Here is a 20,380-nt window from a genome sequence, read left to right as displayed (position 1 = left end):
TCAGTTTAGAGGTGTCACTCCCCTGTCCCGAAACGCGTTTGCTTTTTGACATGCTCCCTGACCCGGGGTCCAGGGACTCCGGCCTGGGCCGTCCGGGCCCTTCCGGGAGCTTCCTGCTTCACCGCGTTGTGCCGGGACTTTCGTCCTGGTCTTACCAGCGCTCCACCAGGCGTTTAGCGTCTCCGCCCGTCCGGCGGCGACGATACGGCGCCCTTCGAAAAGAACATTGCGGGCTGCATTGTGGTCCCGGTCGTGCACGGTGCCGCATCCGCCACAGGTCCATTGCCGGACGTGCAGGGGCTTGGGACCGTCCCGGTGTCCGCAGGCCGAGCAGACCTGGGAGGACGGGAACGCGCGGTCGACCTTGGCGAAGGTGCGTCCATGTTTGACCGCCTTGTACTCCAGCATCCGTACGAAGGCGGACCATCCGGCGTCGTGCACGGACTTGGCGAGCCGGCTGCGGCCGAGAGCGGACACCGCAAGGTCCTCCACATACACCGCTTGGTTGTCGCGAATGATCTGTGCGGATGCCTTGTGGTGGAAGTCCCGGCGCCGGTCCGCCACACGCGCGTGCTGGCGCGCGACCTTGATACGGGCCTTGGCCCGGTTTTTCGATCCCTTGACCTTGCGGGACAGCTCTCGCTGAAGCCGCTTGAGCTTCTTCTCCGCCCGACGCAGGAAGCGAGGGCTGGCGATCTTCCGGCCGTCGGACAGGACCGCGAAGACGGACAGGCCCAGGTCGATCCCGGTTTCCGACTCCACCTCGGGGAGGACATCCGGCTCGGTGTCCACGACGAAGCTGAGGAAGTACCGGCCACAGCTGTCCATGGTGACGGTCAGGGAACTGGGTACGGCCGGAAGCGGGCGGGACCACTTGACCTTGAGGTTGCCGACCTTGGCCACATACACCGTGCCGTCGCCATGGAGGGAGAAGGCGTTGGCGTTGAGGCGGACCGACTGCCGGGTGTCCTTCTTCGATTTGTAGCGGGGCGGGCCGACTTTCCGGCCCTTCCGCCTGCCCTTACAACTGTCGAAGAAGTTCTTGTAGGCGGTGTCCAGGTCTCGCAGAGACTGTTGCAGGACGACCGCCGAGACGTCGGCGAGCCACGCGCGTTCCTCTGTCCGCTTGGCCTGGGTGATGCGCAGACGCGACAACTCCGCCGACTTCACATACGGCAACGCCGCCGCGTGCGCTTCCTTCCGGTCGCGCAGGCAGTCGTTCCACACCACACGGGCGCACCCGAACGCCTTCGCCAGCGCACGGCGCTGGGAGGCATCCGGGTAGGCCCGGTAGTTGTAGCGAAGCTGCATACCGATCACCGTATGGATGCTTCATGACCGCTCGCGGCGAAAGATCACATCAAACCGGAATTGCACACGATGTGAACAACCGTGTTCGAGTCGATCCTCGCATCGGCGCGGAGCTTCAGGGGCGAGATGCCGATGTGCCGCGAAGCGAGGGCGTCCCCGCTCGCCGGTCATGCTCGTGTTTCTCCTGATCGTGCCGCGAAGCACCGTTGGTGGTCCGGATTGCACCAACCCGTCCGCCCCGAGGTGCACGTCAGAGCAGCCTTGAGATGCATTCGTCCGTCCCCGGCGGCAGCGCTCTCTGAGAAGAGCGCCGGTAACGGTTGAGGGCCCCGATGCCATGCACACGGTGAGTCTGCGCCAGGATGTCTGGAACACATAAGCATCTGGAGGGGAACCCAGAACATGAGCTACAACCAGCCGGGCCCATACGGTGGACAGCAGCCCCAGCAGCCCGGACCGTACGGCCAGCCCGGTCCGTACGGTCAGCCGCCGCAGGCGCCCCAGCCCGGCTATGGCTACCCCCAGCAGGCCCCTCCGCCGCAGCCGGGCTACGGCTACCCGCAGGGCGCCCCGCCCCAGCAGCCCGGCCCCTACGGCCAGCAGCCCCCGTACGGCCAGCAGCCGCAGCCGCCCTACGGCCAGGCCCCGTACGGCGTCCCGCAGCCCCCGGCGCCGGGCGGCGGCAAGAAGAAGACGGGCATCATCCTCGGCGCGGTGGCCGTGGTCGCCGCGATCGGTGTGGGCGCGTACTTCGTGATCGGCGGGGGTGGGGGTGGTCTTGAGGACGACGGGCCGCACAAGCTCTCGACACCGTCGACCGTGCTCAGCGAGTACAAGCGCACCACGAAGGACGGCCAGACCACCGGTGACGAGGAGAAGTCGGAGCTGGAGAAGAGCGGCGTGAAGAACGCCAAGACGTCGGCCGCCCTCTACTCCAACGTGGACCTGAGCGACTACGACCCCGAGGACCCGTCGTCCGCGGCGAAGATGGCGTCGGCCAAGACGCTCACGGTGGCCGGTGCCTACGGTGAGATCTCCGACCCGGAGGCGACCCTGGACCTGTTCCTCGCCAACTTCAAGAAGTCCGCCGAGAAGGAGTCCGCCACCGGGTCCGGAAAGCCGGAGCTGATCGGCGAGCCCGAGGAGGCGGACCTCGACGGCGCGGTCATGAAGTGCCAGTCGGTCAAGGCTCAGGACGAGCTGACCAAGAAGGAGAAGACCAACTGGTTCTGCGCGTGGGCCGACTACAGCACGATCGCCCTCGTGTCGCCGGGTGAGGCGGCGAAGGGCGTCACCAAGGACGTGGCGATCGACCTCACCACCAAGGTCCGCAAGGAAGTCCGCGTCGCGGCCTGACGCAAGCAACGACGAAGGCGCCCAGCACAAGCAGTGCTGGGCGCCTTCGCGTGCAGTGGGTGACTAGGCGGTCTTCTGCTCGCCCGGCCCCCGACCCCGCGCATCCCGCGGAATCAGCGTCGGGTTGACGTTCGACTGGACGACGTCCGCCGTGATGACGACCCGGGCCACGTCCTTGCGGGACGGGACCTCGTACATCACGCCCTGGAGGACCTCCTCCATGATGGCCCTGAGGCCACGCGCGCCGGTCTGGCGGAGGATCGCCTGGTCGGCGATGGCCTCGAGGGCCTCGCGCTCGAAGTCCAGCTCCACACCGTCGAGTTCGAAGAGGCGCTGGTACTGCTTGACGAGCGCGTTGCGCGGCTCGACGAGGATCTGCAGCAGGGCCTCGCGGTCGAGGTTGTGGACCGAGGTGATGACCGGGAGCCGGCCGATGAACTCGGGGATCATGCCGAACTTGACCAGGTCCTCCGGCATGACCTCCTGGAACTGGTCCTTGGACTCCATCTCGCGCTTGGAGCGGATCTGCGCGCCGAAGCCGATGCCCTTGGCACCCGCCCGGGACTCGATGATCTTCTCCAGTCCCGCGAAGGCACCGCCCACGATGAACAGGACGTTCGTCGTGTCGATCTGGATGAACTCCTGGTGCGGGTGCTTGCGGCCGCCCTGCGGCGGGACCGAGGCCGTGGTGCCCTCCAGGATCTTCAGCAGGGCCTGCTGGACGCCCTCGCCCGAGACATCGCGCGTGATCGAGGGGTTTTCACTCTTCCTCGCGACCTTGTCGATCTCATCGATGTAGATGATCCCGGTCTCGGCCTTCTTGACGTCGTAGTCGGCGGCCTGGATCAGCTTGAGGAGGATGTTCTCGACGTCCTCGCCGACGTACCCCGCCTCCGTGAGCGCCGTGGCGTCGGCGATCGCGAAGGGGACGTTCAGCATGCGCGCGAGGGTCTGCGCGAGGAGGGTCTTCCCGGAGCCCGTGGGGCCGAGGAGGAGGATGTTGGACTTCGCCAACTCGATGGCGTCGTCACGGCCGTTCGCCCCGCCGTTCTCACCGGCCTGGACGCGCTTGTAGTGGTTGTACACCGCTACGGAGAGGGCCTTCTTGGCGGCCTCCTGGCCGACCACGTATCCCTCGAGGAACTCGTAGATCTCGCGGGGCTTGGGGAGTTCCTCCCAGCGGACCTCACTGGTCTCCGCGAGCTCTTCCTCGATGATCTCGTTGCAGAGGTCGATGCACTCGTCGCAGATGTACACACCGGGCCCTGCGATGAGCTTCTTGACCTGCTTCTGGCTCTTGCCACAGAACGAGCACTTGAGCAGATCGCCGCCGTCACCGATGCGTGCCACGGTGTGCTTCCCCTTCGCCTGGGAGACGACTGGACGTCGACGTCCAGCGGCTCCTGGTGCAGCCTTATGTCCGACGGTACCTTGCCGGGCCCCTCGTTCGGGCCCCCCTTGGCGCGGTTCACTTTGACGTGCACCGTGCCAAACCGTGCCAAGGGGCGGCAGACGATACAGCCTCTCGCCTCAGCGCAGGCTCGAGTTGTCCATCTTCCGGGTGCTGATGACCTGGTCGATCAGTCCGTAGCTCAGCGCGTCCTCGGCCGTGAGGATCTTGTCGCGCTCGATGTCCTCGCGGATCTTCTCGACCGGCGTGGTGGAGTGCTTGGCCAGCATCTCCTCCAGCTGCGAACGCATCCGGAGGATCTCGTTCGCGGCGATCTCCAGGTCGGAGACCTGACCGCGGCCGGTCTCGCTGTACGGCTGGTGGATCAGCACGCGCGCGTTCGGCAGGGCCATGCGCTTGCCCGCCGTGCCGGCGGCCAGCAGGACGGCGGCGGCGGAGGCGGCCTGGCCCATGCAGACCGTCTGGATGTCCGGCTTCACGTACTGCATCGTGTCGTAGATCGCGGTGAGCGCCGTGAAGGAGCCGCCGGGGCTGTTGATGTAGACCGAGATGTCACGGTCGGGGTCCATCGACTCCAGGCACAGCAGCTGCGCCATGACGTCGTTGGCGGAGGCGTCGTCGATCTGGACGCCGAGGAAGATCACACGCTCCTCGAAGAGCTTCGCGTACGGGTCGTACTCGCGGATGCCCTGGGAGGTGCGCTCGACGAAGCGCGGAATGATGTAGCGGGACTCGGCCTGGGGGCCGGTGTAGCGGCCCTGCGAGCCGCTCGTGTCCTGCGCGGCGTTCATACGGTCGTAGATCCCGCTTCCGGGGAACTGGTTCACGGTGTCTCCTGAAAAGGGCTGAGGCGGTCGGCTGGGGCTGTCTGGGGTCGCTGGGGCCCGGGAGGGCTCCGGGGGCCTCACGGGGCGCCACAGGCCCCGTGGGGACCTCTCAGGCCCCGGTGCCGCCGCCGCCCGGCATACCTGCGGCCGTCGGGATGACGTCGTCGATGAGGCCGTACTCCTTGGCCTCGAAGGCGTCGAACCAGCGGTCGCGGTCCGAGTCGCGGGTGATCTGCTCGACCGACTGGCCCGTGTGCTGGGACGTGAGCTCGGCCATGCGCTTCTTGGTGTGCAGCAGCCGCTCGGCGTGGATCTTGATGTCGGAGGCCGAACCGGCCAGACCGGCGGAGGGCTGGTGGATCAGGATCTCGGCGTTCGGCAGCGCGAAGCGCTTGCCGGGGGTGCCCGCGCTGAGCAGGAACTGCCCCATCGAGGCCGCGAGACCCATCGCGATCGTCACCACGTCGTTCTTGATGAACTGCATCGTGTCGTAGATCGCCATACCGGCCGTGATCGAACCGCCGGGGCTGTTGATGTAGAGGTAGATGTCCTTGTCGGGATCCGCGGCAAGGAGCAGCAGCTGTGCGGTGATCTTGTTCGCAATGTCGTCGTCGACCGGCTGGCCGAGGAAGATGATCCGCTCGTTGAGCAGCCGGTTGTAGACCTGGTCACCGAGGCCACCACCGATGGAAGGCTCGCCGGCGGCGGAGGGCATCAGATTCGTCACGTATCCACCTGCTCGTCTTACGACGGCGCCGGGCCGTCTCACGTTTCCCTGCGGGGCTGGAGCCGTTCGCAGACTCCACTGCCCTCGTATTCATGGACCCTAACGCGCGGGTCCCTTCGGGGAATCCCGGAGATGGGAGTGTTCGCCGGGGGCGTAGCGACTTGGGTGCTTCGGTCCGCACCTGGGCCGGTGACGCCGACGGGCCCCGAGAGGCACTGGTGTGTGTCTCTCGGGGCCCGTCCTCTTACGGCGTAGCAGGTGCCGGGGCTCAGCCCTCGGTCTTCTCGGTGGACTCGGCGCCCTCGGCGGCCGGGGTCTCCTCGGCGGAGGCCTCGGTCTCGTCCTCTTCGTCGTCCAGGTCGACGACCTCGCCGTTGGTGTCCTTGACCGTGGCCTTCTCGACCACGACGGCCAGGGCCTTGCCGCGGGCGACCTCGCCGACCAGGAGCGGAACCTGACCGCCCTCGACGACGGCCTGGGCGAACTGGTCGGGGGACATGCCGGAGGAGGCGGCGCGGCGCATGAGGTGCTCGGTGAGCTCCTCCTGGCTGACGTTCAGCTTCTCCTGCTTGACGAGCTCGTCGAGGACGAACTGCGTCTTGATGCCCTTGACCGCGGCTTCCTTGGTCTCGGCGTCGAACTCCTCGGCCGTCTTGCCCTGGATCTCGAGGTACTTCTCGAGGTCGAGGCCCATCTGGCCGAGCTGGTGGTGCTCGAGGTTGTGCTTGCGGGTGTTGACCTCGTCCTCGAGCAGCTTGTCCGGGACCGGCACCTCGACCAGCTCGAGCAGCTTCTCCAGGACACGCTCCTGGGCCTGCGTGGCCTGGTCGTACTGCTTCATGTTCTCCAGGCGCTTGCGGCTGTCGGCGCGCAGCTCCTCGATGGTGTCGAACTCGGAGGCGAGCTGAGCGAACTCGTCGTCCAGCTCGGGCAGTTCGCGCTTGGCGACCTGGGTGACCTTGACGGTGACCTCGGCCTCCTTGCCGGCCGCCGAGCCGCCCTTGAGCTCGGAGGTGAAGGTGGCCTCGCCACCGGCCTCCACGCCCTTCACGGCGTCGTCGATGCCGTCGAGGAGCTCGCCGGAGCCGATGGTGTAGGAGACGCCGTCGGCGACGCCGTCCTCCAGGACCTCGCCCTCGACCTTGGCCTCCAGGTCGATCGTCACGACGTCGCCGTCCTCGGCGGCACGCTCGACCGGGGCGGTGGAGGCGAAGCGCTCGCGCAGCTCCTCGACCGCCTTGTCGACGTCCTCCTCGGTGACCTCGACCGCGTCGACCTCGACCTCGATGCCGGAGTAGTCCGGGATCTCGATGGAGGGACGGATGTCGACCTCGGCGGTGAAGTTCAGCGTCTCGCCGTCCTTCAGCTCCGTGATGTCGACCTCGGGCTGGCCCAGGGGGTTCAGCTCGGCCTCGTTGACCGCGTCGGTGTAGAACTTCGGCAGCGCGTCGTTGACGGCCTCCTCCAGAACCGCACCGCGGCCGAACCGCTGGTCGATGACCCGGGCCGGGACCTTGCCCTTGCGGAAGCCCTTCACCGTGACCTGCTGGTTGATCTTCTTGTACGCCGCGTCGAGGCTGTCCTTGAGCTCCTCGAAGGGCACCTCGACAGTGAGCCGAACCCGAGTCGGGTTCAGGGTCTCCACGGCGCTCTTCACGGTTCGGTCTCCTTGTGGCTGACTTCTTGGGTTCTGCCGGGGCCAGAGCGGCCCGGCGGATTTCGCCGCCCGGAGACTTCAGACGCTGAGACACACGGGCGTGCAGCTTGCATAGTAACGGCAGCGACTACACCGCCCAAAAGGCGATCACATGAGCGACCGGGGGACGATCACCCGAGATGACTCGAGCCGGCTCGAGAGATGATCGGATGGCTGGTCGGGGTGGCGGGATTTGAACCCACGGCCTTCCGCTCCCAAAGCGGACGCGCTACCAAGCTGCGCCACACCCCGTCTGGTGCGACACGTAGGGTACATGGCGCGAGGCCGTGGGGCCGCCGTATTTCCGCTGCGTCCGCGCCGGGAGGCCCCGGATCCGAATGCGGTGTGCGACGAGGGCGCACAACCCGCTACGATGCTTGCGTGCCGAGGTCACCCGACCTGCGGCGCGCACCGTGCGGGCGTAGCTCAATGGTAGAGCCCTAGTCTTCCAAACTAGCTACGCGGGTTCGATTCCCGTCGCCCGCTCCATACGACTCAGGGCCAGGTCAGAGGATCATTCCTCCGCCTGGCCCTGATCGTTTGCAGGGGGCGTGTTCAGTCCGCCGTGTCCCTCGCGTGCCCCTTCCGCTCTGGATCTTGCTTCCTCTTGGTCTTCCGGCCCTTGTCGACGAGGGCGCTCAGTGCGTCGGCGATCAGCCGGTCACGTTCGGCGCTCGCGTGCTGGTAGATCAGCGCGGCCCGGGCAGTGCTGTGGCCCATGCGGGACATCAGCTCTCGCGTGCTGGCCCCGGTCGACGCGGCGAGGGTGTTGCCCGTGTGCCGGAGATCATGGAAATGCAGGTTCTTGATCCCGGCATCCGCACTGGCCTTGCGCCACAGCCGGTTGAAGTGGTTCCGGCGTGGAGTCGCTCCCTTGGCACCGATGAAGACACGGCCGTCGGCACCCGGCTCGGCGTACCGCTCCAGGTGGTCAAGGATGTCCGGGATGATCGCGGCCGGGATAGCCACGGTGCGCTTGCCCGCAGCGCTCTTGGGTGCCTTGATCTCGCGCTGGCCGTTGAACAGCTCGGCGACGGCCCGGCGGACACGTACGGCCCCGTGGTCGAGGTCGATGTCCCGGCGGTGCAGGCCGATCAGCTCACCCCAGCGCAGGCCGAGGAACCCGGCCATCAGCACGAGCGCCCGGTAGCGGGGCTGCATGGCCTCTGCCAGGTCGTAGACCTCCTGCACGGTGGCGGTCGGCCGCTCAGGGGTGTGCACGGTGCTGGCGCCCTTGATCGTGCACGGGTTGCGCCTGATCATCTGGTCGGCGACAGCCGTGCCCATGATCGCGCGCAGCAGGGCATAGGCCTTGGCGACCGTGGTCGGGCCGGTGCCAAAGGCGAGCTTGTCAGCGCGCCAGCGCCGCACGAGCGGGGGCGAGATCTCCGCGACGTTGACGCCCCCGAAGGCGGGTTCGAGGTGGTGCCGCAGGAGCGAGCCGTAGAGCTGCCGGGTTGTGGTGGTCAGCTCGCGTTCCTTGATCCAGGCAGCGGCGTACTCGCCGAACGGCACCTTCCCGGCGTCGGGGTCATGCCAGTCGCCGCGCCGCAGCTCGGTCTGCTTGTCGGCAAGCCAGTCGTCGGCGTCCCTCTTGGTGCGGAACGTTTCAGGCGCGGGCCGGAGCTGCCCATCGGGGCCGAGGTAGCGAGCCTGATAGCGACCGGACGGGAGCTTGCGGACCCGGCCGAAGTGCCGGCGCTTCTGTGCCATCAGGCAGCCACCCCCCGAAGGACTGCTGTACGCCGCCGCGGCTGCACCGTGTTGGCGTCGATGAACTCGCGGACCGCGCTCTCGGGTATGCGGACGTGGCGGCCGACCTTCACGTAGGTGATGCGCCGCTCTTCGATCAGACGCCGAGGGAAGCGCACGGTCGTGCCGAGCAGCTCGGCGACCTGGTCGACGTTGAGGTACCGCTCATTCATGGTCGTGCTCTCCTTCCTGGCGCAGGTCTGCGAGAGCCTCGCGCGCCGTTTCGCGGTTCAGCTGGATGTCCCGCCGGATCGTGGCGGCGAGCCAGGACTCACCAGGGGTGTAGCCGTGCCCGGCGTAGGTCCAGTGGGCGAGGGTCAGCGTGGTTGCCCCCGGGGAGTCGTCCGGGTCGGGCAGGCCGAGGGCCGCGCGCTGCTGGGCGGCCCGGTAGTCGGCGCGGGTCTGGCGCAGGGCTCCGAGGGTGGTGGAGTACTGGCGGGACTTGGTGGAGAAGTGGCCGCGGAAGCCGAGCATGTGAGCCCAGTCCCGGAGCTTGCGGTCCGGGTAGAGCGGGTGCAGATCCAGGCAGGCTTCGATGAGGCGGCGGGGGTGGTCGGGCACGCCGAGCAGGACCAGGGCTTCCTTGTTGCCGATGCGGCGGTCGACGGTGCCGGTGGTCTCGGCGGCCTTGGTGGCGTACTTGGCGACGTAGGAGGCGACGGCCTGTTCGGTGATCTCTTCGCCGTGGCCGAAGGCGCCGATCGGCTGCACGTCGAGCTGCGTGCCCCAGCGAAGCGTGCGGTCCGGCTGATCACCGGCGGCGGAAACGTCGACCGATGCGCGGGCGGCGGCAGCGTGGATGGAGTCGGTGAGCAGGTCGAGGGTGGCCCAGGTCGGCGGCGGGTCGTCGGGCCCGTCGGGTCCGTCGAAGCGGATCACGGCGTGGAAGTGGACGGCTCCGCGCTTCTGGTACTCGGCGACCTTGCCGAAGGAGACGCGGGACTGTTCCTTGGCTGTCTTCTGGGTCAGTCCGGCCCGCTTGGCGATCTCCCGGCGCAGGTAGATCGTGAAGTAACGCCACAGCTCCGAGGCGTAGTTGTTCCACAGCACGGCCCCGGCGTAGTCGTATGTCGTGGCGTCGAGCGGGGTGCCGAGTTCGGGCGCGTCCTCGCCGTGGCCTTGGCCGCAGCGGCAGGGCCGGTTGCCGGGCCGGTTGTGGACCGGGCCGAAAGAGGGAGCGGTCAGGGTGGCGAAGACCCGGGGGTGGTCCCGGATCGTGTGCGGGGTGCCCTTGTCGGGGTCGCCGACGAGTCCGGCGCGGATGAGGTGGTAGGTGTCTCCGGCGTAGGTCCAGGCGCAGGCCGGGCAGCGGGAGGCCCGGCGGTTGCCGCAGGCGACCCGGAGCCGACCGCCGGGCTCGGTGTCGGTCGAGTAGGAGTGCAGGACCTGCCCGGTGACCTTGTCGCGGGTGACTGTGGCGCCTTGCAGGTGGATGGGGTCGGAGCAGCCGCCAGTGCGGCGGATCTGTTCTTGGATGCGGTCGAAGCCGGGAGACCCGGCCACCCTCAGCACGTCGGCGAGGGTGGCCGGGTCCAGGCCCGCCATGGTGGCGGTGTCGGTCATGTCCAGCACCACCCGCTGTCGCAGGCCTCATCGTCGGTGTCGAAGAGAGGAACTTGGACACCGGCCTTGAACAGCTCCCGCAGCGGGCGGCCGGTACGGGTGAGGAAGACCGGACGCTTCCCCTTGGCAGCAAGGTTGGCGTTGATGGTGTCTTCAACCTCGCAGGCCCGGGCGAACCTCTCGGGGTCGTGCTCGTGCATGGCCTGCCATTCGGGGATCTTCCGCATCGGGCAGAAGTCGCAGGAACTCTTGGGCGGTACGGGCAGGCCCGCGGAGCGGATGATGCGCGGGCAGTCCGCCCGTCGGACCTTCAGGTCAAGTAGCGGGTAGACGAGCCGCTCGTACGGCATGGCCTTGGATTCGTTGGCGCGGCCGATCTCGTCGAGGCTGATGCCCATCGCGACAGTGGCGCGGTTGTCGGCAGTGGCGCCGTGAGCCTTCAGCCAGGCGCCGGTGACGAGGATCTTGAACTCTTTCGTGCAGACCCGGGAGCCGGGTTTGCCGTTGGTCAGGAAGACCGGGATGGTCTGGCGGCTGCCGTTGCTGCGGATGATGCGCTGGCGGATCGTCTCGGTGCCGTTCTTGGTCTCGCGGTGCAGTTCGATCAGGTCGAGGCCGTGGGCCGCCGCGAAGGGAGCCGCGTACTGCTCGAAGTAGTGCAGCGTCGCGGGGTTCTCGCTGTCGGCACCGACGTTGGCGAACAGGAAGGTGCGGAAGTCCAGGCGGCCCTGTGCAGCGAGGACGAGCGCGGCCATGGACTGCCAGCCGCCGCCGAAGCTGAAGGTGCGCAGTTGCTGGCTGCGTGGCTCGGTGTTCACTGGCTGCCTCCCTTTGCGTGGGCAGTGCCGTGGTTGGCCTCCCAGCCCTGGACCAGGAGGCGGACCTGGGCGTCACCGGTGGCGGTGGCGCTCGCGCCGCAGTGGCACACGGCGGACCCGCGGGCCGGGGCTTCCGGGGAGGACTTGCTGATGTGCAGGCCGGGCCGGTCCCGGGTCGGCGTCAGGTCGCCCATGCCGGTCACCTCCCGGTCCGCGCGAAGGCGGAGGAGAGGCGGTGGCCGGTGCCCTTGCAGCTCGGGCAGGTGACGCGGAGGGTCGCGCGGGTGCCGTTGGCGTGGCGGATGCCGGTGGTGATGGCGGCGGTGGCGAAGCCGTCGCAGTCGCGGCAGAGCGGACGGTTCGGGGCGTGAGAAGGCATGATGAGTGGAGCCCTTTCGGGTCGCGAGATCTGGAAGCGGTCTGGGCCGTCCGGGGCGGCGGATACTTGGCGGTAGAGGCCGCCCCGGAGGGCTACTTGAAACGGCGGTTCTTGGTCCGGCGAGGCCGGGAGCGGGCCGGGTGCTTGGAGACCCGGTTGAGCGTGTAGGTAATGCCGCAGGTCGCCGACAGCACGGTGACGATGGACGCGGCGATGACCTGGACGACGAAGGCGAGTACGAGCAGCACCACGACGGACCCGGTGGTGATCAGCAGGGTCATGACGATCGGGCCCTTGTAGGAGCGCGGGGCTTCCTGGACGATCACGATCTTGCGCACGTTGGTGCCGGGCGGGATCTGCCGGTACAGATCGGCCGGGATGTGTCCGGCCCTGATCTGGTCCTCAGGTAACTGCATGGCGGTCTCTCTCCGGCTCAGGTGGTGCAGCGGTGGGTGCGGGCGGCGAGTTCGGCCGCCGAGCGGTCGCCGTACTCGTTGGAGAAGCCGCACTTCGGCGCGGTGCAGGCGGCGGTGTGCCGGGTCTGGCCCCGGCCGTTGTTGAAGGAGCCGACCTTGACGGGACCGATGCGGATCACGTCGTAGAAGCGGTTCGGGCGCATGGGTGAACCTCCTTAGATGTCAGGCGAGTTGAGCGACGATCGCCCCGGCGAGGTCTTCAGGGATGCCGAGCCGGGTGCGCAGGGTGGCGGTGTCGATATCGGTGCCGGTGCGGGTGCGGTGGTCAGTGGCGACCTTGCGGGCGTGGTCAATCAGCGCCGGAGGCACCACCGGTGCGGGCGCTTCGGGCAAGGCCGGTACGGGCTCCGGTGTGGCGATCTCCGGTACCGGCTCGGGCTCATCGACACGATGCGTCTCGACCTCCGGCGCGGCCGATTCCTCCACAGGCTGCGCAGGTGCGGCCGGTTCAGCGGGCGAGTGGACCAGCAGGGTTCCGCCGAGGAAGGCCAGAGCGGGCCAGCCAGCGACGAGGATGCGCAGCCAGGCAGGCACGTCGGCCAGGTCGAGCAGTCCCGCGGTGGCGATGTTCGCGCCGAGCGACGCGGTCAGCGCGATGACGAACCAGGTCCAGGCCGAGCGGTCGCGGCGTGCCGTGCGCAACCTGCGCCAGGCAGCGACCAACAGCAGATCGACGGAGACCGGGTAGGCCCAGGCCTTCCAGCCGGTCTGACCGGCCGCTTCGGCAAGGTCGTGCAGGTGGGCGAAGGACAGGGCACCAGCGATCACGGCCTGTACGAGTACGAAATCCGGGCGGACCTTGGCGGTCATGTCTTCACCTCCCTCTCGGGGTTGGGCCGGGGCGGGGCGGCGGGGAGCAAGTCCGGCCGCCCGGCCCCGTGCGGTTCAGTCGGTGGCTTCGCCGGTGCCCCAGCAGGTCAGGCAGAGGGCTTCCTGCCGGTCGTCGCTCACGCGCTTGCTGCGACCGCCGACCTTGAAGGACTCCGAGATCTGGCCCGTCTGGCAGTCGGGGCACGGCTTCTTGGCGGGCTTGCGGCGGGTCTTCCGTTCGGCCATGGCGTCTCCTTCGGGCATGGCTCGGGTAGGGACCTGACGCGAAGGCGGTCGCGCCGACCGGGGAGAACGGGGTGTTACTCGGTGACGGACTGCGGCACCCGGGGCGGAGTCGTCGGCATCGGCGGAACGATCCCCGAGCCGACCGGGCGGAACGGAGCCAGAAACGGCAACTCCGGGGTGAGGTGGGAGAACTGCCGGCACACGGCCGCCGCCTCGTTCGGAGTGACCTGCGGGGTGCGGATGCGGGACCAGCCACCGGAGGTGTCACCGGCCACCGCCACACCCGGACGATCAGCCTGGATGGACGTGGCCGCCAGGACCGCCTCCGGGGAGATGTCGCCCAGGCCCATGTCCGCACTGGCCTTGTCATTCACGCGGTGCACGACCCGGCCCGTGAGCTGAGCACGCAGGGCGGTGGCCCCCTTGCCCTGGTCGGAGCCGAAGCGCTGCCCGCACACCTCCAGATAGATGCCGATCGCACGGGCCATCTGACCCAGGCGGACCAACTGCATGACCACACGGTCACGCTCCGGCTCATCCTTCTTGGAGATCACGAAGAACAGCTCCGCCACCTCATCGATCAGCACGACCAGCGGCACGGGACGGACGTGAGCGGGCAGTTCCCACATGTCCGAGACCCCGTACAGGGAGAGCAGGTCAAAGCGCTCTTCCATCTCCGCGACGAGCGCGTCTATCAGGCGCCCGGCCGAAGACAGATCGGTGGCCAGAGCCGACAGACGCGGCGCGTAACGCCCGTGCTCGACACCGCGCTTGCAGTCGATACCGACCAGCGCGACAGGGAGCTGAGCCAGGCCTTTGATCAGGTTTCGTTGGTACATGGACTTGCCGGACAGCGTGGCGCCCAGGGTCAGCGCCATGGGGACCTTGCGGTAGTCCCGCTCGAAGACCGTGCCGTCCTCGGACAGCGCGACCGGGACCACCAGGTCACGGGGCTGTGCCTTGCGCGGAAGCTTGACCCGGGCGAGCACGTCATAGCCGGTCATCCGCAGCTCAACGTAGCCGGGCTTGGTCTCGGTGACCCGCACCGACCGGACCCCGAAGGCGTGCCGAAGACGCTCCGACGACGCGGCGATGTCGGCGGGCTCCAGACCGGCGGGCAGCCGGAGCGTGACCCGCAGGCCCGTGGTGGTCGGACGGACCCGGCGAACCTTCGGCGGCACCGGCCGCACCTCGCTACGGGCCACGTTGCGCTTGACGAAGGCACGGAAACCGGACGGCTGCACCGTCAGCCCGCACACCTCCATCGTGTTGCGGTAGGACCACGTGAACCGGCCCCAGGTGACCGGGAGACCGACCAGCGACCAGTACACGCGCGGGGCACGGACCTTGGCGTAGCCGAGCCCACCGGCACCAGCCGCCGCCGTGCCTAACTCCAGCCAGGTAGGCAGGTCAGTCATGGTCAGGCCACCGTCGTGATCGCGACCGCGCGGAACGAGATGCCGTGACGCTTCTGGCCATTGAACTCGTTCTCCCAGTCACGCGCCTTCAGGCCGACCACCCGCACCGGCATTCCCGGGGCAAGCCCCTCGGGAAGGCCCGTCTCCGGAACGGTCACCTGGTACAGGTTCCCCTCCCCCTCATCCGAGACCAGCAGACCCACGGTCGACAGACCCACGGCGGGGTTGTCCCGGTCCACGGCCCGCTCACCGGTCTTCTTGTTGACCATCTTCGGCTCCGGCGCAGTCGCGACGAACACCACGGCGGTCGACGTGTCGATCTTGAACGACGGCATAGCTGTCCCCTCGCCTCCGAGGCCGCCCCTTGCGAGCAACCTCTCTAGAGATGACTCCATGGAACAGCACATCTCTAGAGACGTCAATGCATCTCTAGAGATGTTTCAGCTTGGCCACTCAGGCCAGCCGCAGTTGTGCCGACCGACACGACGCCCCCTAAGGTGTCTAGAGAGGAAAGGAGGGATCACATGGCCACCCAGGGCAGCGGCCGCCAGCCGAAGTACCAGCGCATCGCCGACGAACTGCGGGAAGCGATCCAGGCTGGCGAATACGGCCCAGGCGATCGGCTACCAGGTGAGAACGACCTCATGGCCACGTACGACGTGGCCCGCATGACCGCGAGGCAAGCACTTGGGGTGCTCCAGAACGAGGGCTTGGCCGAGTCCCGCAAGGGCGCAGGCGTGTTCGTGCGCTCCTTCAAACCGCTGAGGCGGCGGGGCATACAACGGCTGTCCCGGGATCAGTGGGGCTCTGGACGCTCGATCTGGTCGGCGGACATTGGGGACCGCACACTGGTCGTCGACCAGGTGCAGGTCACTGATGAGGCTGCACCCGATCGCATCAATCAGGTGCTCGGTATCGAGGCCAGCGCCTCGGCTTGCGTGCGGAGCCGCCGCTTCGTGCTGGACGACAAGCCCGTCCTGCTGTCTACGTCTTACCTGCCTGCCGACCTAGTGGCCGGTTCAGCGATCACGCAGGAGGACACCGGGCCCGGCGGCACGTACGCCCGCTTGGCGGAGCTTGGCTACAAGCCTGTGCACTTCCGTGAGGAAATCCGCTCTCGGATGCCGTCGCAGGAGGAAGCCAGCCGACTCCAGCTCTCCACGGGCACTCCCGTGATCATGATCTGCCGCACGGCATTCGCGGACGAGGGGCGCCCTGTCGAGGTGAACGAGATGATCCTTGACGCTAACTCGTACGTGCTGGAGTACGACTTCGACGCCTGATCAGGCAGCCCAGGTCCGCGCATCCCTCGCCACACCGTAGATGTGCGCCACCTGGTTGGCGTCGAGCATCGGCGATAGGCCTGACAAGACCCGGTCGAGATGCTCGACAGCCAGTACGAGCACGGGAGGGTTCGCGTTCTTGACCGTGAGGTTCGCTGCGTGCACCACGGAGATCACGGGGCGAACGGGCACGTCGATTCCAGAGCGTCGGGACAAGGCGCGGGACACACGACGTGCCTCGGACTGACTGATTGCGATGTGTCGCTGCACGGCCCCATTCACTGTGATCGCGGTGTCGCCGTACCAGACGGACTTGTCCCGGTGCCGTTTGGAGTTGATGGAGAAGACTCCAGCCGGGCCGATGGCAAGGTGATCGATGTCCGCGCCGGTCGCCCACTGGACGGCATGGAGGATGAACCAGCCACGGGCCCGCAGGCTGTTCAGCCGTTTGCCGGTGATGCGCTCGCCTGTAAGGCCGTCGGACCAGCTACGGATCTCGGACTCAGTGCGCCAGCGATCAAGCAGTCTCAGCACTGGGTTCGGCTGTAACTCACGGATCTTGCGGCGCACCGCGTCGCCCGGCCGATTCCGTGCCAAGTCCTCGAATAACGGCTCCACCTTGCCCCCTCGTTCGCGGATCTCTCCCAGATCACCATGGAGGCGTGACCAGCTCCAAGACCCGTACTGGCCATGAGCTGTTACAGGTTTCTCTACCTCATCAAGCCCCGGCTGCGCTCCGCTCCGCCGGGCGCGCTTCCCGGCTCCGCTCCGGGCGCCGCTCCTGCCTTCGGCCCGCTCCGCCCGCGCTGCGCCGACGCGCGCCCACATGTGGATAGGGCCGGGAGCCATGAGTCGATCACCGCACGCAACGCCCGCGGTCAGAACAATGCCTCCGGCGGGGGATCGGCCGGCACCGGGATGGAGGGGGCGCCGTTCCCGACTGCGGATCCGTAGTGGCGAGCGCGGGGAGCTCCCATCCCGTACGCCATCGACCCAGGCAGAGCCGAGCAGACGTGGCCCATGGCGTCCAGGTCGTTCGTACAGTGGCGCGCTCCACCTGGACGCCATGAACCACGCCTGCTCCACGGTGTGTGGGTCGACGGCGTACGGGATGGGAGCAGGGGGAGGGTGGTGGGAGAAGGAAGCGGTCCAGGCGAGGCACATAGCCGACAGCACTGCACCAGACCGCGATCACTCGCACCGAGTTCGTTCGGCCCGGCGTTGTCAGCAGCAGACGCTAGACTAAAAAGTTTGACGAACTCTCAGTCACCGAATCCCCCCGCAACCACAACATGTTGTGGGTCGACGTAGACGCAACACAACTTATGGGGTCCTTAGTTGCGGAGAGTCGCGTGGGGTGCTGTACTGATCAGCGTCCGAAACCAAGCAGGCCCCTGCCAGGGGCGCCGACTTGAGGTCGGGCCACCCGGCATGGGGCCTGATGCGTTGGTACCGCCCAGGGACCATATAACGAGCTGTGGACTTCTCCAACCTCACACTCAGGGTGACCCGCCTCAGAGATGAGGCATTACATGGCACTTCGCACTAAGTTCATTGGATATGACCTGAATCGCCCAGGTCAGGACTACAGCAGTCTGATCAAGGAGATCAAGGCGCTCGCCAACGGGCACTGGCACCACCTGGACTCCACCTGGCTCATCCGGACCGAGAAGTCGACCAGTGAAGTTCGTGATGCGCTCAAGGCGCACATCGACTCCGGTGACGAGCTTCTCGTGATGGACGTCACGGGTGACGGGTGGGCTTCCGCTGGCCTCTCCCAGTCGGCGAACGACTGGCTTCGCAAGTACCTGTAAGCCCGTGTCCCCTGCGTGCCCGACACGACAGGATCCGTTGGTGCACAAGGGGGACTCACGGGGAGCCGAAGGCATACGTCGAGGTCAGCGAACCACGAGGTCAGCCGAGCCCTGCATACGCGATCTTCCAAACTAGCTACGCGGGTTCGATTCCCGTCGCCCGCTCTGATCGGCTCGGGCCCGGTTCTTCGGAACCGGGCCCGAGGTTTTTTTGCCTCGTCGGATTCAGAGGTCGCGGACGTCCACCGTGTAGACGGAGCGGATGCCGTACGGGACGTACAGGGCGTCGCCGACGAGGACGAGTGGAGCGCCCGAGGGGGCGAGCATGCTGTCGGCTCTGCCGCCGTCGTCGCGGCCGTCCCGGGTGGCGTCGACCTCGCCGCTGCTCGCGTCCAGGGCGGCCAGGCGGCCGCTGGGGGACGCGACGTACACATGGGTGGCGGAGGCGGTCGGCGGCCCCGGTTTCTCCACGGTGGAGTTGGATTCCCACAGCGTCCGGCCGGTGCGCGGCGAGACCGCGCGGATGCCGCCGCTGTCGCGGGTGAAGTAGACCGTGCCGCGGACCAGGTACGCCTGGGCGTCCTCGGGCCGGGCCTGGGCGAGCCGGCGCACGGTGAGCACGCGCGAGGAGACGTCGATCAGGGTCAGGCCGCGGTCCGTGGCGAAGGTGTCCGCGAGGACCAGGCGTCCGTCGTGCTGGCCGAGCAGGTACTGGGTGCCCTTGGCGTCGACGGTCCAGCGGGTCTTTCCGGTGGCCGGGTCGATCTGGGAGACGGTGGTGCGGGAGGCTCCGTTCTCCAAGAGGCCGATCGCGCAGACGAGGTAGGCGTGGCCGGCCGCGGAGCGCAGCAGGCAGTCGGCCGGGGAGTCCGGCTTCGGGCGTTTCCAGCGGACGTCGCCGGTCTCGGCGTCGAGCAGGGCGTACTGGTCGCCCGCGGGGCCGTAGAAGGTGACGACGCCCTCGGGGACGGCCGTGGCGGCGTTCTGTGTGCTGTCGGGGACGGTCGCCGACTCGCCGGCGCCGGTCCGGGTCCGCCAGAGTTCCTTGCCGGTGTCGGCGGCCAGGGCGTACACGGTGTAGCTGAAGCTGGGGCCGGCCGCCGTCTCCCCCTCCTCGGACTCGTAGGCGTAGACGTGGTGGTCGGTGGTGCCGATGAGCGCTCCCTCGCTGCCGGAGGAGCCGTCGGGCGTGGGGTCGACGGGCCGGGCCCAGGTGGTGCGGCCGTCGGCGAGGGCGAAGCGGGTGGCCATGTGGCCGGAGCCGGCGCACACGAGGGAGGTGTCGACGGCCGAGCAGCCGGTGAGGGGGCTGCCGACGCCGCCCAGGACGCGTTCGCTGCCCTTGGGGATCTTCGCGGCGGCGGCCCAGGGCTTCCAGCCGTCGGGGAGGTCGCTGCGGGCGGCGGCCGAGGGGCCGGGATCGCTGTCGCGGGAGAGGGCGCCGGAGAGGACCACGGTGGTGGCGGCGAGGACGGCGGCCACGGCCGTCCCGGCCGCCGCGGCGAGGAGGTAGCGGCGTCTTCGGCCGCCGCGCGGCGCGGTGGGCTCGGGCGGCGGGTCGGCGATCGGGGTGTCGCGCTGCGGCGAAGTGGCAGGGGCAGGCCGGGACGGGAGCGGGATCGATTCCTCGGTGGCCGGGCGCGGGGCGATCGGGCCTCCGTCGCGCAGCAGGGTCAGGAGTTCGTCGGCGGTCACGCGGGACTTGGGGTGCTTCTCCAGGCAGAGGCGTACGAAGGGGAGCAGCTCGTCCGGTACGCCGTCGAGGACCGGTTCGCCCTCGACGACCCGGACGGCCGTCTCGTAGGGGCTCGGGCTGTCGAAGGGGCCGCGGCGGGTGGCGGCGTAGGTGAGGACCGAGCCGAGGGAGAAGATGTCGGCCGCCGGGCCGACGTCCTGCGGGGAGGAGAACTGCTCCGGTGACATGAAGGGCGGGGTGCCCATGACGCGGCCGGTCTGGGTGAGGACGTCGGCGGCGGCGAACTCGGCGGCGCGGGAGATGCCGAAGTCGATGACGCGGGGGCCGTCCTCGGCGAGCATCACATTGGCCGGCTTCAGATCGCGGTGGACGACTCCGGCGCGGTGGATGTCGCGCAGCGCCTCGGCGAGGCCGGCGGCGAGTTCACGCAATCGGGGCACGGAGAGCGGGCCGTGCTCGCGGACGTGGGTGCCGAGGTCCGCTCCCGGGATGTAGAGCGTGGCCATCCAGGGGCGCGACGCGTCGGCGCCGGCGTCCACGACGGGCGCGGTGAAGGCACCGCTGACCTGGCGGGCCGCGGCCACCTCGCGGCGGAAACGGGCGCGGAACTCGTCGTCGTCGGCGTACTGGCCGTGCACCACCTTGACGGCGAGGCGGCGGCCGGAGGCGGAGCGGGCCAGGTAGACCACACCCATGCCGCCGGAGCCGAGGCGGTCCTCGATGCGGTAGCCGCCCACCTCCGAGGGGTCGGAATCGCGCAGCGCCATCCTCGTACGCTCCCCCCGTCACGCACCGTC

At 68.4% G+C, this 20,380-nt stretch carries 22 protein-coding genes and 2 tRNA genes; 4 read left to right on the top strand and 20 right to left on the bottom strand.

What is annotated here, in order from left to right; all coding sequences use genetic code 11:
* Positions 1-1,311 (bottom strand): RNA-guided endonuclease InsQ/TnpB family protein, encoded by a 1,311-nt coding sequence (locus tag KJK29_RS25330; RefSeq protein WP_251057932.1) that lies wholly within the window; start codon positions 1,309-1,311, stop codon positions 1-3.
* Positions 1,312-1,713: 402 nt separating this feature from the next.
* On the opposite strand from KJK29_RS25330, the gene KJK29_RS25325 reads away from it, so the two are divergent.
* A complete protein-coding gene (locus KJK29_RS25325) occupies positions 1,714-2,667 on the top strand; it encodes a hypothetical protein (RefSeq protein ID WP_215121424.1) in 954 nt (317 codons plus the stop codon).
* A 63-nt stretch (positions 2,668-2,730) separates the two neighbouring features.
* Here the strand turns inward: KJK29_RS25325 and clpX are convergent, their stop codons facing one another.
* From clpX to KJK29_RS25300, 5 genes are all read right to left on the bottom strand, one after another.
* Positions 2,731-4,017 carry an ATP-dependent Clp protease ATP-binding subunit ClpX gene (gene clpX / locus KJK29_RS25320; RefSeq protein ID WP_010041898.1) on the bottom strand — a complete coding sequence of 429 codons (1,287 nt, stop codon included), beginning with the start codon at positions 4,015-4,017 and terminating at the stop codon, positions 2,731-2,733.
* Positions 4,018-4,197: 180 nt separating this feature from the next.
* Entirely contained in the window at positions 4,198-4,905 is a 708-nt protein-coding gene (locus KJK29_RS25315) for an ATP-dependent Clp protease proteolytic subunit (RefSeq protein WP_285439957.1), read from the bottom strand.
* A gap of 109 nt (positions 4,906-5,014) precedes the next feature.
* Complete coding sequence (locus KJK29_RS25310) at positions 5,015-5,620, bottom strand: ATP-dependent Clp protease proteolytic subunit (protein ID WP_030818448.1); 606 nt, start codon at positions 5,618-5,620, stop codon at positions 5,015-5,017.
* 280 nt (positions 5,621-5,900) lie between these two features.
* Entirely contained in the window at positions 5,901-7,289 is a 1,389-nt protein-coding gene (gene tig, locus KJK29_RS25305) for a trigger factor (protein ID WP_215121423.1), read from the bottom strand.
* Positions 7,290-7,503: 214 nt separating this feature from the next.
* Positions 7,504-7,580 (bottom strand) — tRNA-Pro (locus KJK29_RS25300).
* Between the two features lie 163 nt (positions 7,581-7,743).
* On the opposite strand from KJK29_RS25300, the gene KJK29_RS25295 reads away from it, so the two are divergent.
* A tRNA-Gly gene (locus tag KJK29_RS25295) sits at positions 7,744-7,817 on the top strand.
* 66 nt (positions 7,818-7,883) lie between these two features.
* Here the strand turns inward: KJK29_RS25295 and KJK29_RS25290 are convergent.
* The 12 genes from KJK29_RS25290 to KJK29_RS25235 form a co-directional block, all read right to left on the bottom strand.
* Positions 7,884-9,041, bottom strand: a complete 1,158-nt coding sequence (locus tag KJK29_RS25290; protein WP_215121422.1) for a tyrosine-type recombinase/integrase — start codon at positions 9,039-9,041, stop codon at positions 7,884-7,886.
* Positions 9,041-9,253: an excisionase family DNA-binding protein gene (locus KJK29_RS25285; RefSeq protein WP_215121421.1), complete on the bottom strand. Its 213-nt coding sequence runs from the start codon at positions 9,251-9,253 to the stop codon at positions 9,041-9,043. The genes KJK29_RS25290 and KJK29_RS25285 overlap by 1 nt, the downstream gene beginning before the upstream one ends.
* Positions 9,246-10,643, bottom strand: a complete 1,398-nt coding sequence (gene repSA / locus KJK29_RS25280) for a replication initiator protein RepSA (RefSeq protein WP_215121420.1) — start codon at positions 10,641-10,643, stop codon at positions 9,246-9,248. Before repSA ends, KJK29_RS25285 begins: the two co-directional genes overlap by 8 nt.
* The gene (locus KJK29_RS25275; RefSeq protein ID WP_251057931.1) at positions 10,640-11,461 is read right to left on the bottom strand and encodes a phosphoadenosine phosphosulfate reductase; all 822 of its coding nucleotides are present in this window, start codon (positions 11,459-11,461) and stop codon (positions 10,640-10,642) included. The genes repSA and KJK29_RS25275 overlap by 4 nt, the downstream gene beginning before the upstream one ends.
* A complete protein-coding gene (locus KJK29_RS25270) occupies positions 11,458-11,655 on the bottom strand; it encodes a hypothetical protein (protein WP_215121419.1) in 198 nt (65 codons plus the stop codon). The genes KJK29_RS25275 and KJK29_RS25270 overlap by 4 nt, the downstream gene beginning before the upstream one ends.
* 5 nt (positions 11,656-11,660) lie before the next feature.
* Complete coding sequence (locus KJK29_RS25265; RefSeq protein ID WP_215121418.1) at positions 11,661-11,840, bottom strand: hypothetical protein; 180 nt, start codon at positions 11,838-11,840, stop codon at positions 11,661-11,663.
* 92 nt (positions 11,841-11,932) lie between these two features.
* Positions 11,933-12,256 (bottom strand): hypothetical protein, encoded by a 324-nt coding sequence (locus KJK29_RS25260; RefSeq protein WP_215121417.1) that lies wholly within the window; start codon positions 12,254-12,256, stop codon positions 11,933-11,935.
* Between the two features lie 17 nt (positions 12,257-12,273).
* Positions 12,274-12,459, bottom strand: a complete 186-nt coding sequence (locus KJK29_RS25255; protein ID WP_215121416.1) for a mobile element transfer protein — start codon at positions 12,457-12,459, stop codon at positions 12,274-12,276.
* A gap of 19 nt (positions 12,460-12,478) precedes the next feature.
* Complete coding sequence (locus KJK29_RS25250; RefSeq protein WP_215121415.1) at positions 12,479-13,126, bottom strand: DUF2637 domain-containing protein; 648 nt, start codon at positions 13,124-13,126, stop codon at positions 12,479-12,481.
* A 75-nt stretch (positions 13,127-13,201) separates the two neighbouring features.
* Entirely contained in the window at positions 13,202-13,372 is a 171-nt protein-coding gene (locus KJK29_RS25245; protein ID WP_215121414.1) for a hypothetical protein, read from the bottom strand.
* A 74-nt stretch (positions 13,373-13,446) separates the two neighbouring features.
* Complete coding sequence (locus KJK29_RS25240; protein WP_215121413.1) at positions 13,447-14,790, bottom strand: FtsK/SpoIIIE domain-containing protein; 1,344 nt, start codon at positions 14,788-14,790, stop codon at positions 13,447-13,449.
* A 2-nt stretch (positions 14,791-14,792) separates the two neighbouring features.
* Positions 14,793-15,125 carry an SCO3933 family regulatory protein gene (locus tag KJK29_RS25235; RefSeq protein ID WP_215121412.1) on the bottom strand — a complete coding sequence of 111 codons (333 nt, stop codon included), beginning with the start codon at positions 15,123-15,125 and terminating at the stop codon, positions 14,793-14,795.
* A 189-nt stretch (positions 15,126-15,314) separates the two neighbouring features.
* Between KJK29_RS25235 and KJK29_RS25230 the strand changes: the two genes are divergently transcribed.
* On the top strand, positions 15,315-16,073 hold the full coding sequence (locus tag KJK29_RS25230) for a GntR family transcriptional regulator (RefSeq protein WP_215121411.1): 759 nt from the start codon (positions 15,315-15,317) through the stop codon (positions 16,071-16,073).
* Here KJK29_RS25230 and KJK29_RS25225 read toward each other — a convergent pair whose 3' ends face one another.
* The gene (locus KJK29_RS25225) at positions 16,074-16,691 is read right to left on the bottom strand and encodes a nuclease-related domain-containing protein (RefSeq protein ID WP_251057930.1); all 618 of its coding nucleotides are present in this window, start codon (positions 16,689-16,691) and stop codon (positions 16,074-16,076) included. It lies immediately after the preceding gene.
* 914 nt (positions 16,692-17,605) lie between these two features.
* Here KJK29_RS25225 and KJK29_RS25220 point away from each other — a divergent pair.
* The gene (locus KJK29_RS25220) at positions 17,606-17,887 is read left to right on the top strand and encodes a hypothetical protein (protein ID WP_215121409.1); all 282 of its coding nucleotides are present in this window, start codon (positions 17,606-17,608) and stop codon (positions 17,885-17,887) included.
* A gap of 225 nt (positions 17,888-18,112) precedes the next feature.
* On the opposite strand, the gene KJK29_RS25215 is transcribed toward KJK29_RS25220, so the two are convergent.
* Entirely contained in the window at positions 18,113-20,350 is a 2,238-nt protein-coding gene (locus tag KJK29_RS25215; protein ID WP_215121408.1) for a serine/threonine-protein kinase, read from the bottom strand.
* Positions 20,351-20,380: the final 30 nt, after the last annotated feature.

Source organism: Streptomyces koelreuteriae (genome assembly GCF_018604545.1).
GTDB lineage: Bacteria > Actinomycetota > Actinomycetes > Streptomycetales > Streptomycetaceae > Streptomyces > Streptomyces koelreuteriae.
The sequence above is the reverse complement of the archived record's forward strand: the minus strand, read 5'-3'. Positions and strand labels throughout refer to the sequence as shown.

Coding starts and splice junctions, on each gene's coding strand:
- KJK29_RS25235 (WP_215121412.1), bottom strand. CDS start 15,125: ATGCCGTCGTTCAAGATCGACACGTCGACCGCCGTGGTGTTCGTCGCG.
- KJK29_RS25240 (WP_215121413.1), bottom strand. CDS start 14,790: ATGACTGACCTGCCTACCTGGCTGGAGTTAGGCACGGCGGCGGCTGGT.
- KJK29_RS25325 (WP_215121424.1), top strand. CDS start 1,714: ATGAGCTACAACCAGCCGGGCCCATACGGTGGACAGCAGCCCCAGCAG.
- KJK29_RS25255 (WP_215121416.1), bottom strand. CDS start 12,459: ATGCGCCCGAACCGCTTCTACGACGTGATCCGCATCGGTCCCGTCAAG.
- KJK29_RS25230 (WP_215121411.1), top strand. CDS start 15,315: ATGGCCACCCAGGGCAGCGGCCGCCAGCCGAAGTACCAGCGCATCGCC.
- KJK29_RS25290 (WP_215121422.1), bottom strand. CDS start 9,041: ATGGCACAGAAGCGCCGGCACTTCGGCCGGGTCCGCAAGCTCCCGTCC.
- KJK29_RS25215 (WP_215121408.1), bottom strand. CDS start 20,350: ATGGCGCTGCGCGATTCCGACCCCTCGGAGGTGGGCGGCTACCGCATC.
- KJK29_RS25285 (WP_215121421.1), bottom strand. CDS start 9,253: ATGAATGAGCGGTACCTCAACGTCGACCAGGTCGCCGAGCTGCTCGGC.
- KJK29_RS25245 (WP_215121414.1), bottom strand. CDS start 13,372: ATGGCCGAACGGAAGACCCGCCGCAAGCCCGCCAAGAAGCCGTGCCCC.
- KJK29_RS25250 (WP_215121415.1), bottom strand. CDS start 13,126: ATGACCGCCAAGGTCCGCCCGGATTTCGTACTCGTACAGGCCGTGATC.
- KJK29_RS25270 (WP_215121419.1), bottom strand. CDS start 11,655: ATGGGCGACCTGACGCCGACCCGGGACCGGCCCGGCCTGCACATCAGC.
- KJK29_RS25260 (WP_215121417.1), bottom strand. CDS start 12,256: ATGCAGTTACCTGAGGACCAGATCAGGGCCGGACACATCCCGGCCGAT.
- KJK29_RS25265 (WP_215121418.1), bottom strand. CDS start 11,840: ATGCCTTCTCACGCCCCGAACCGTCCGCTCTGCCGCGACTGCGACGGC.
- repSA (WP_215121420.1), bottom strand. CDS start 10,643: ATGACCGACACCGCCACCATGGCGGGCCTGGACCCGGCCACCCTCGCC.
- KJK29_RS25310 (WP_030818448.1), bottom strand. CDS start 5,620: ATGCCCTCCGCCGCCGGCGAGCCTTCCATCGGTGGTGGCCTCGGTGAC.
- KJK29_RS25330 (WP_251057932.1), bottom strand. CDS start 1,311: ATGCAGCTTCGCTACAACTACCGGGCCTACCCGGATGCCTCCCAGCGC.
- KJK29_RS25220 (WP_215121409.1), top strand. CDS start 17,606: ATGGCACTTCGCACTAAGTTCATTGGATATGACCTGAATCGCCCAGGT.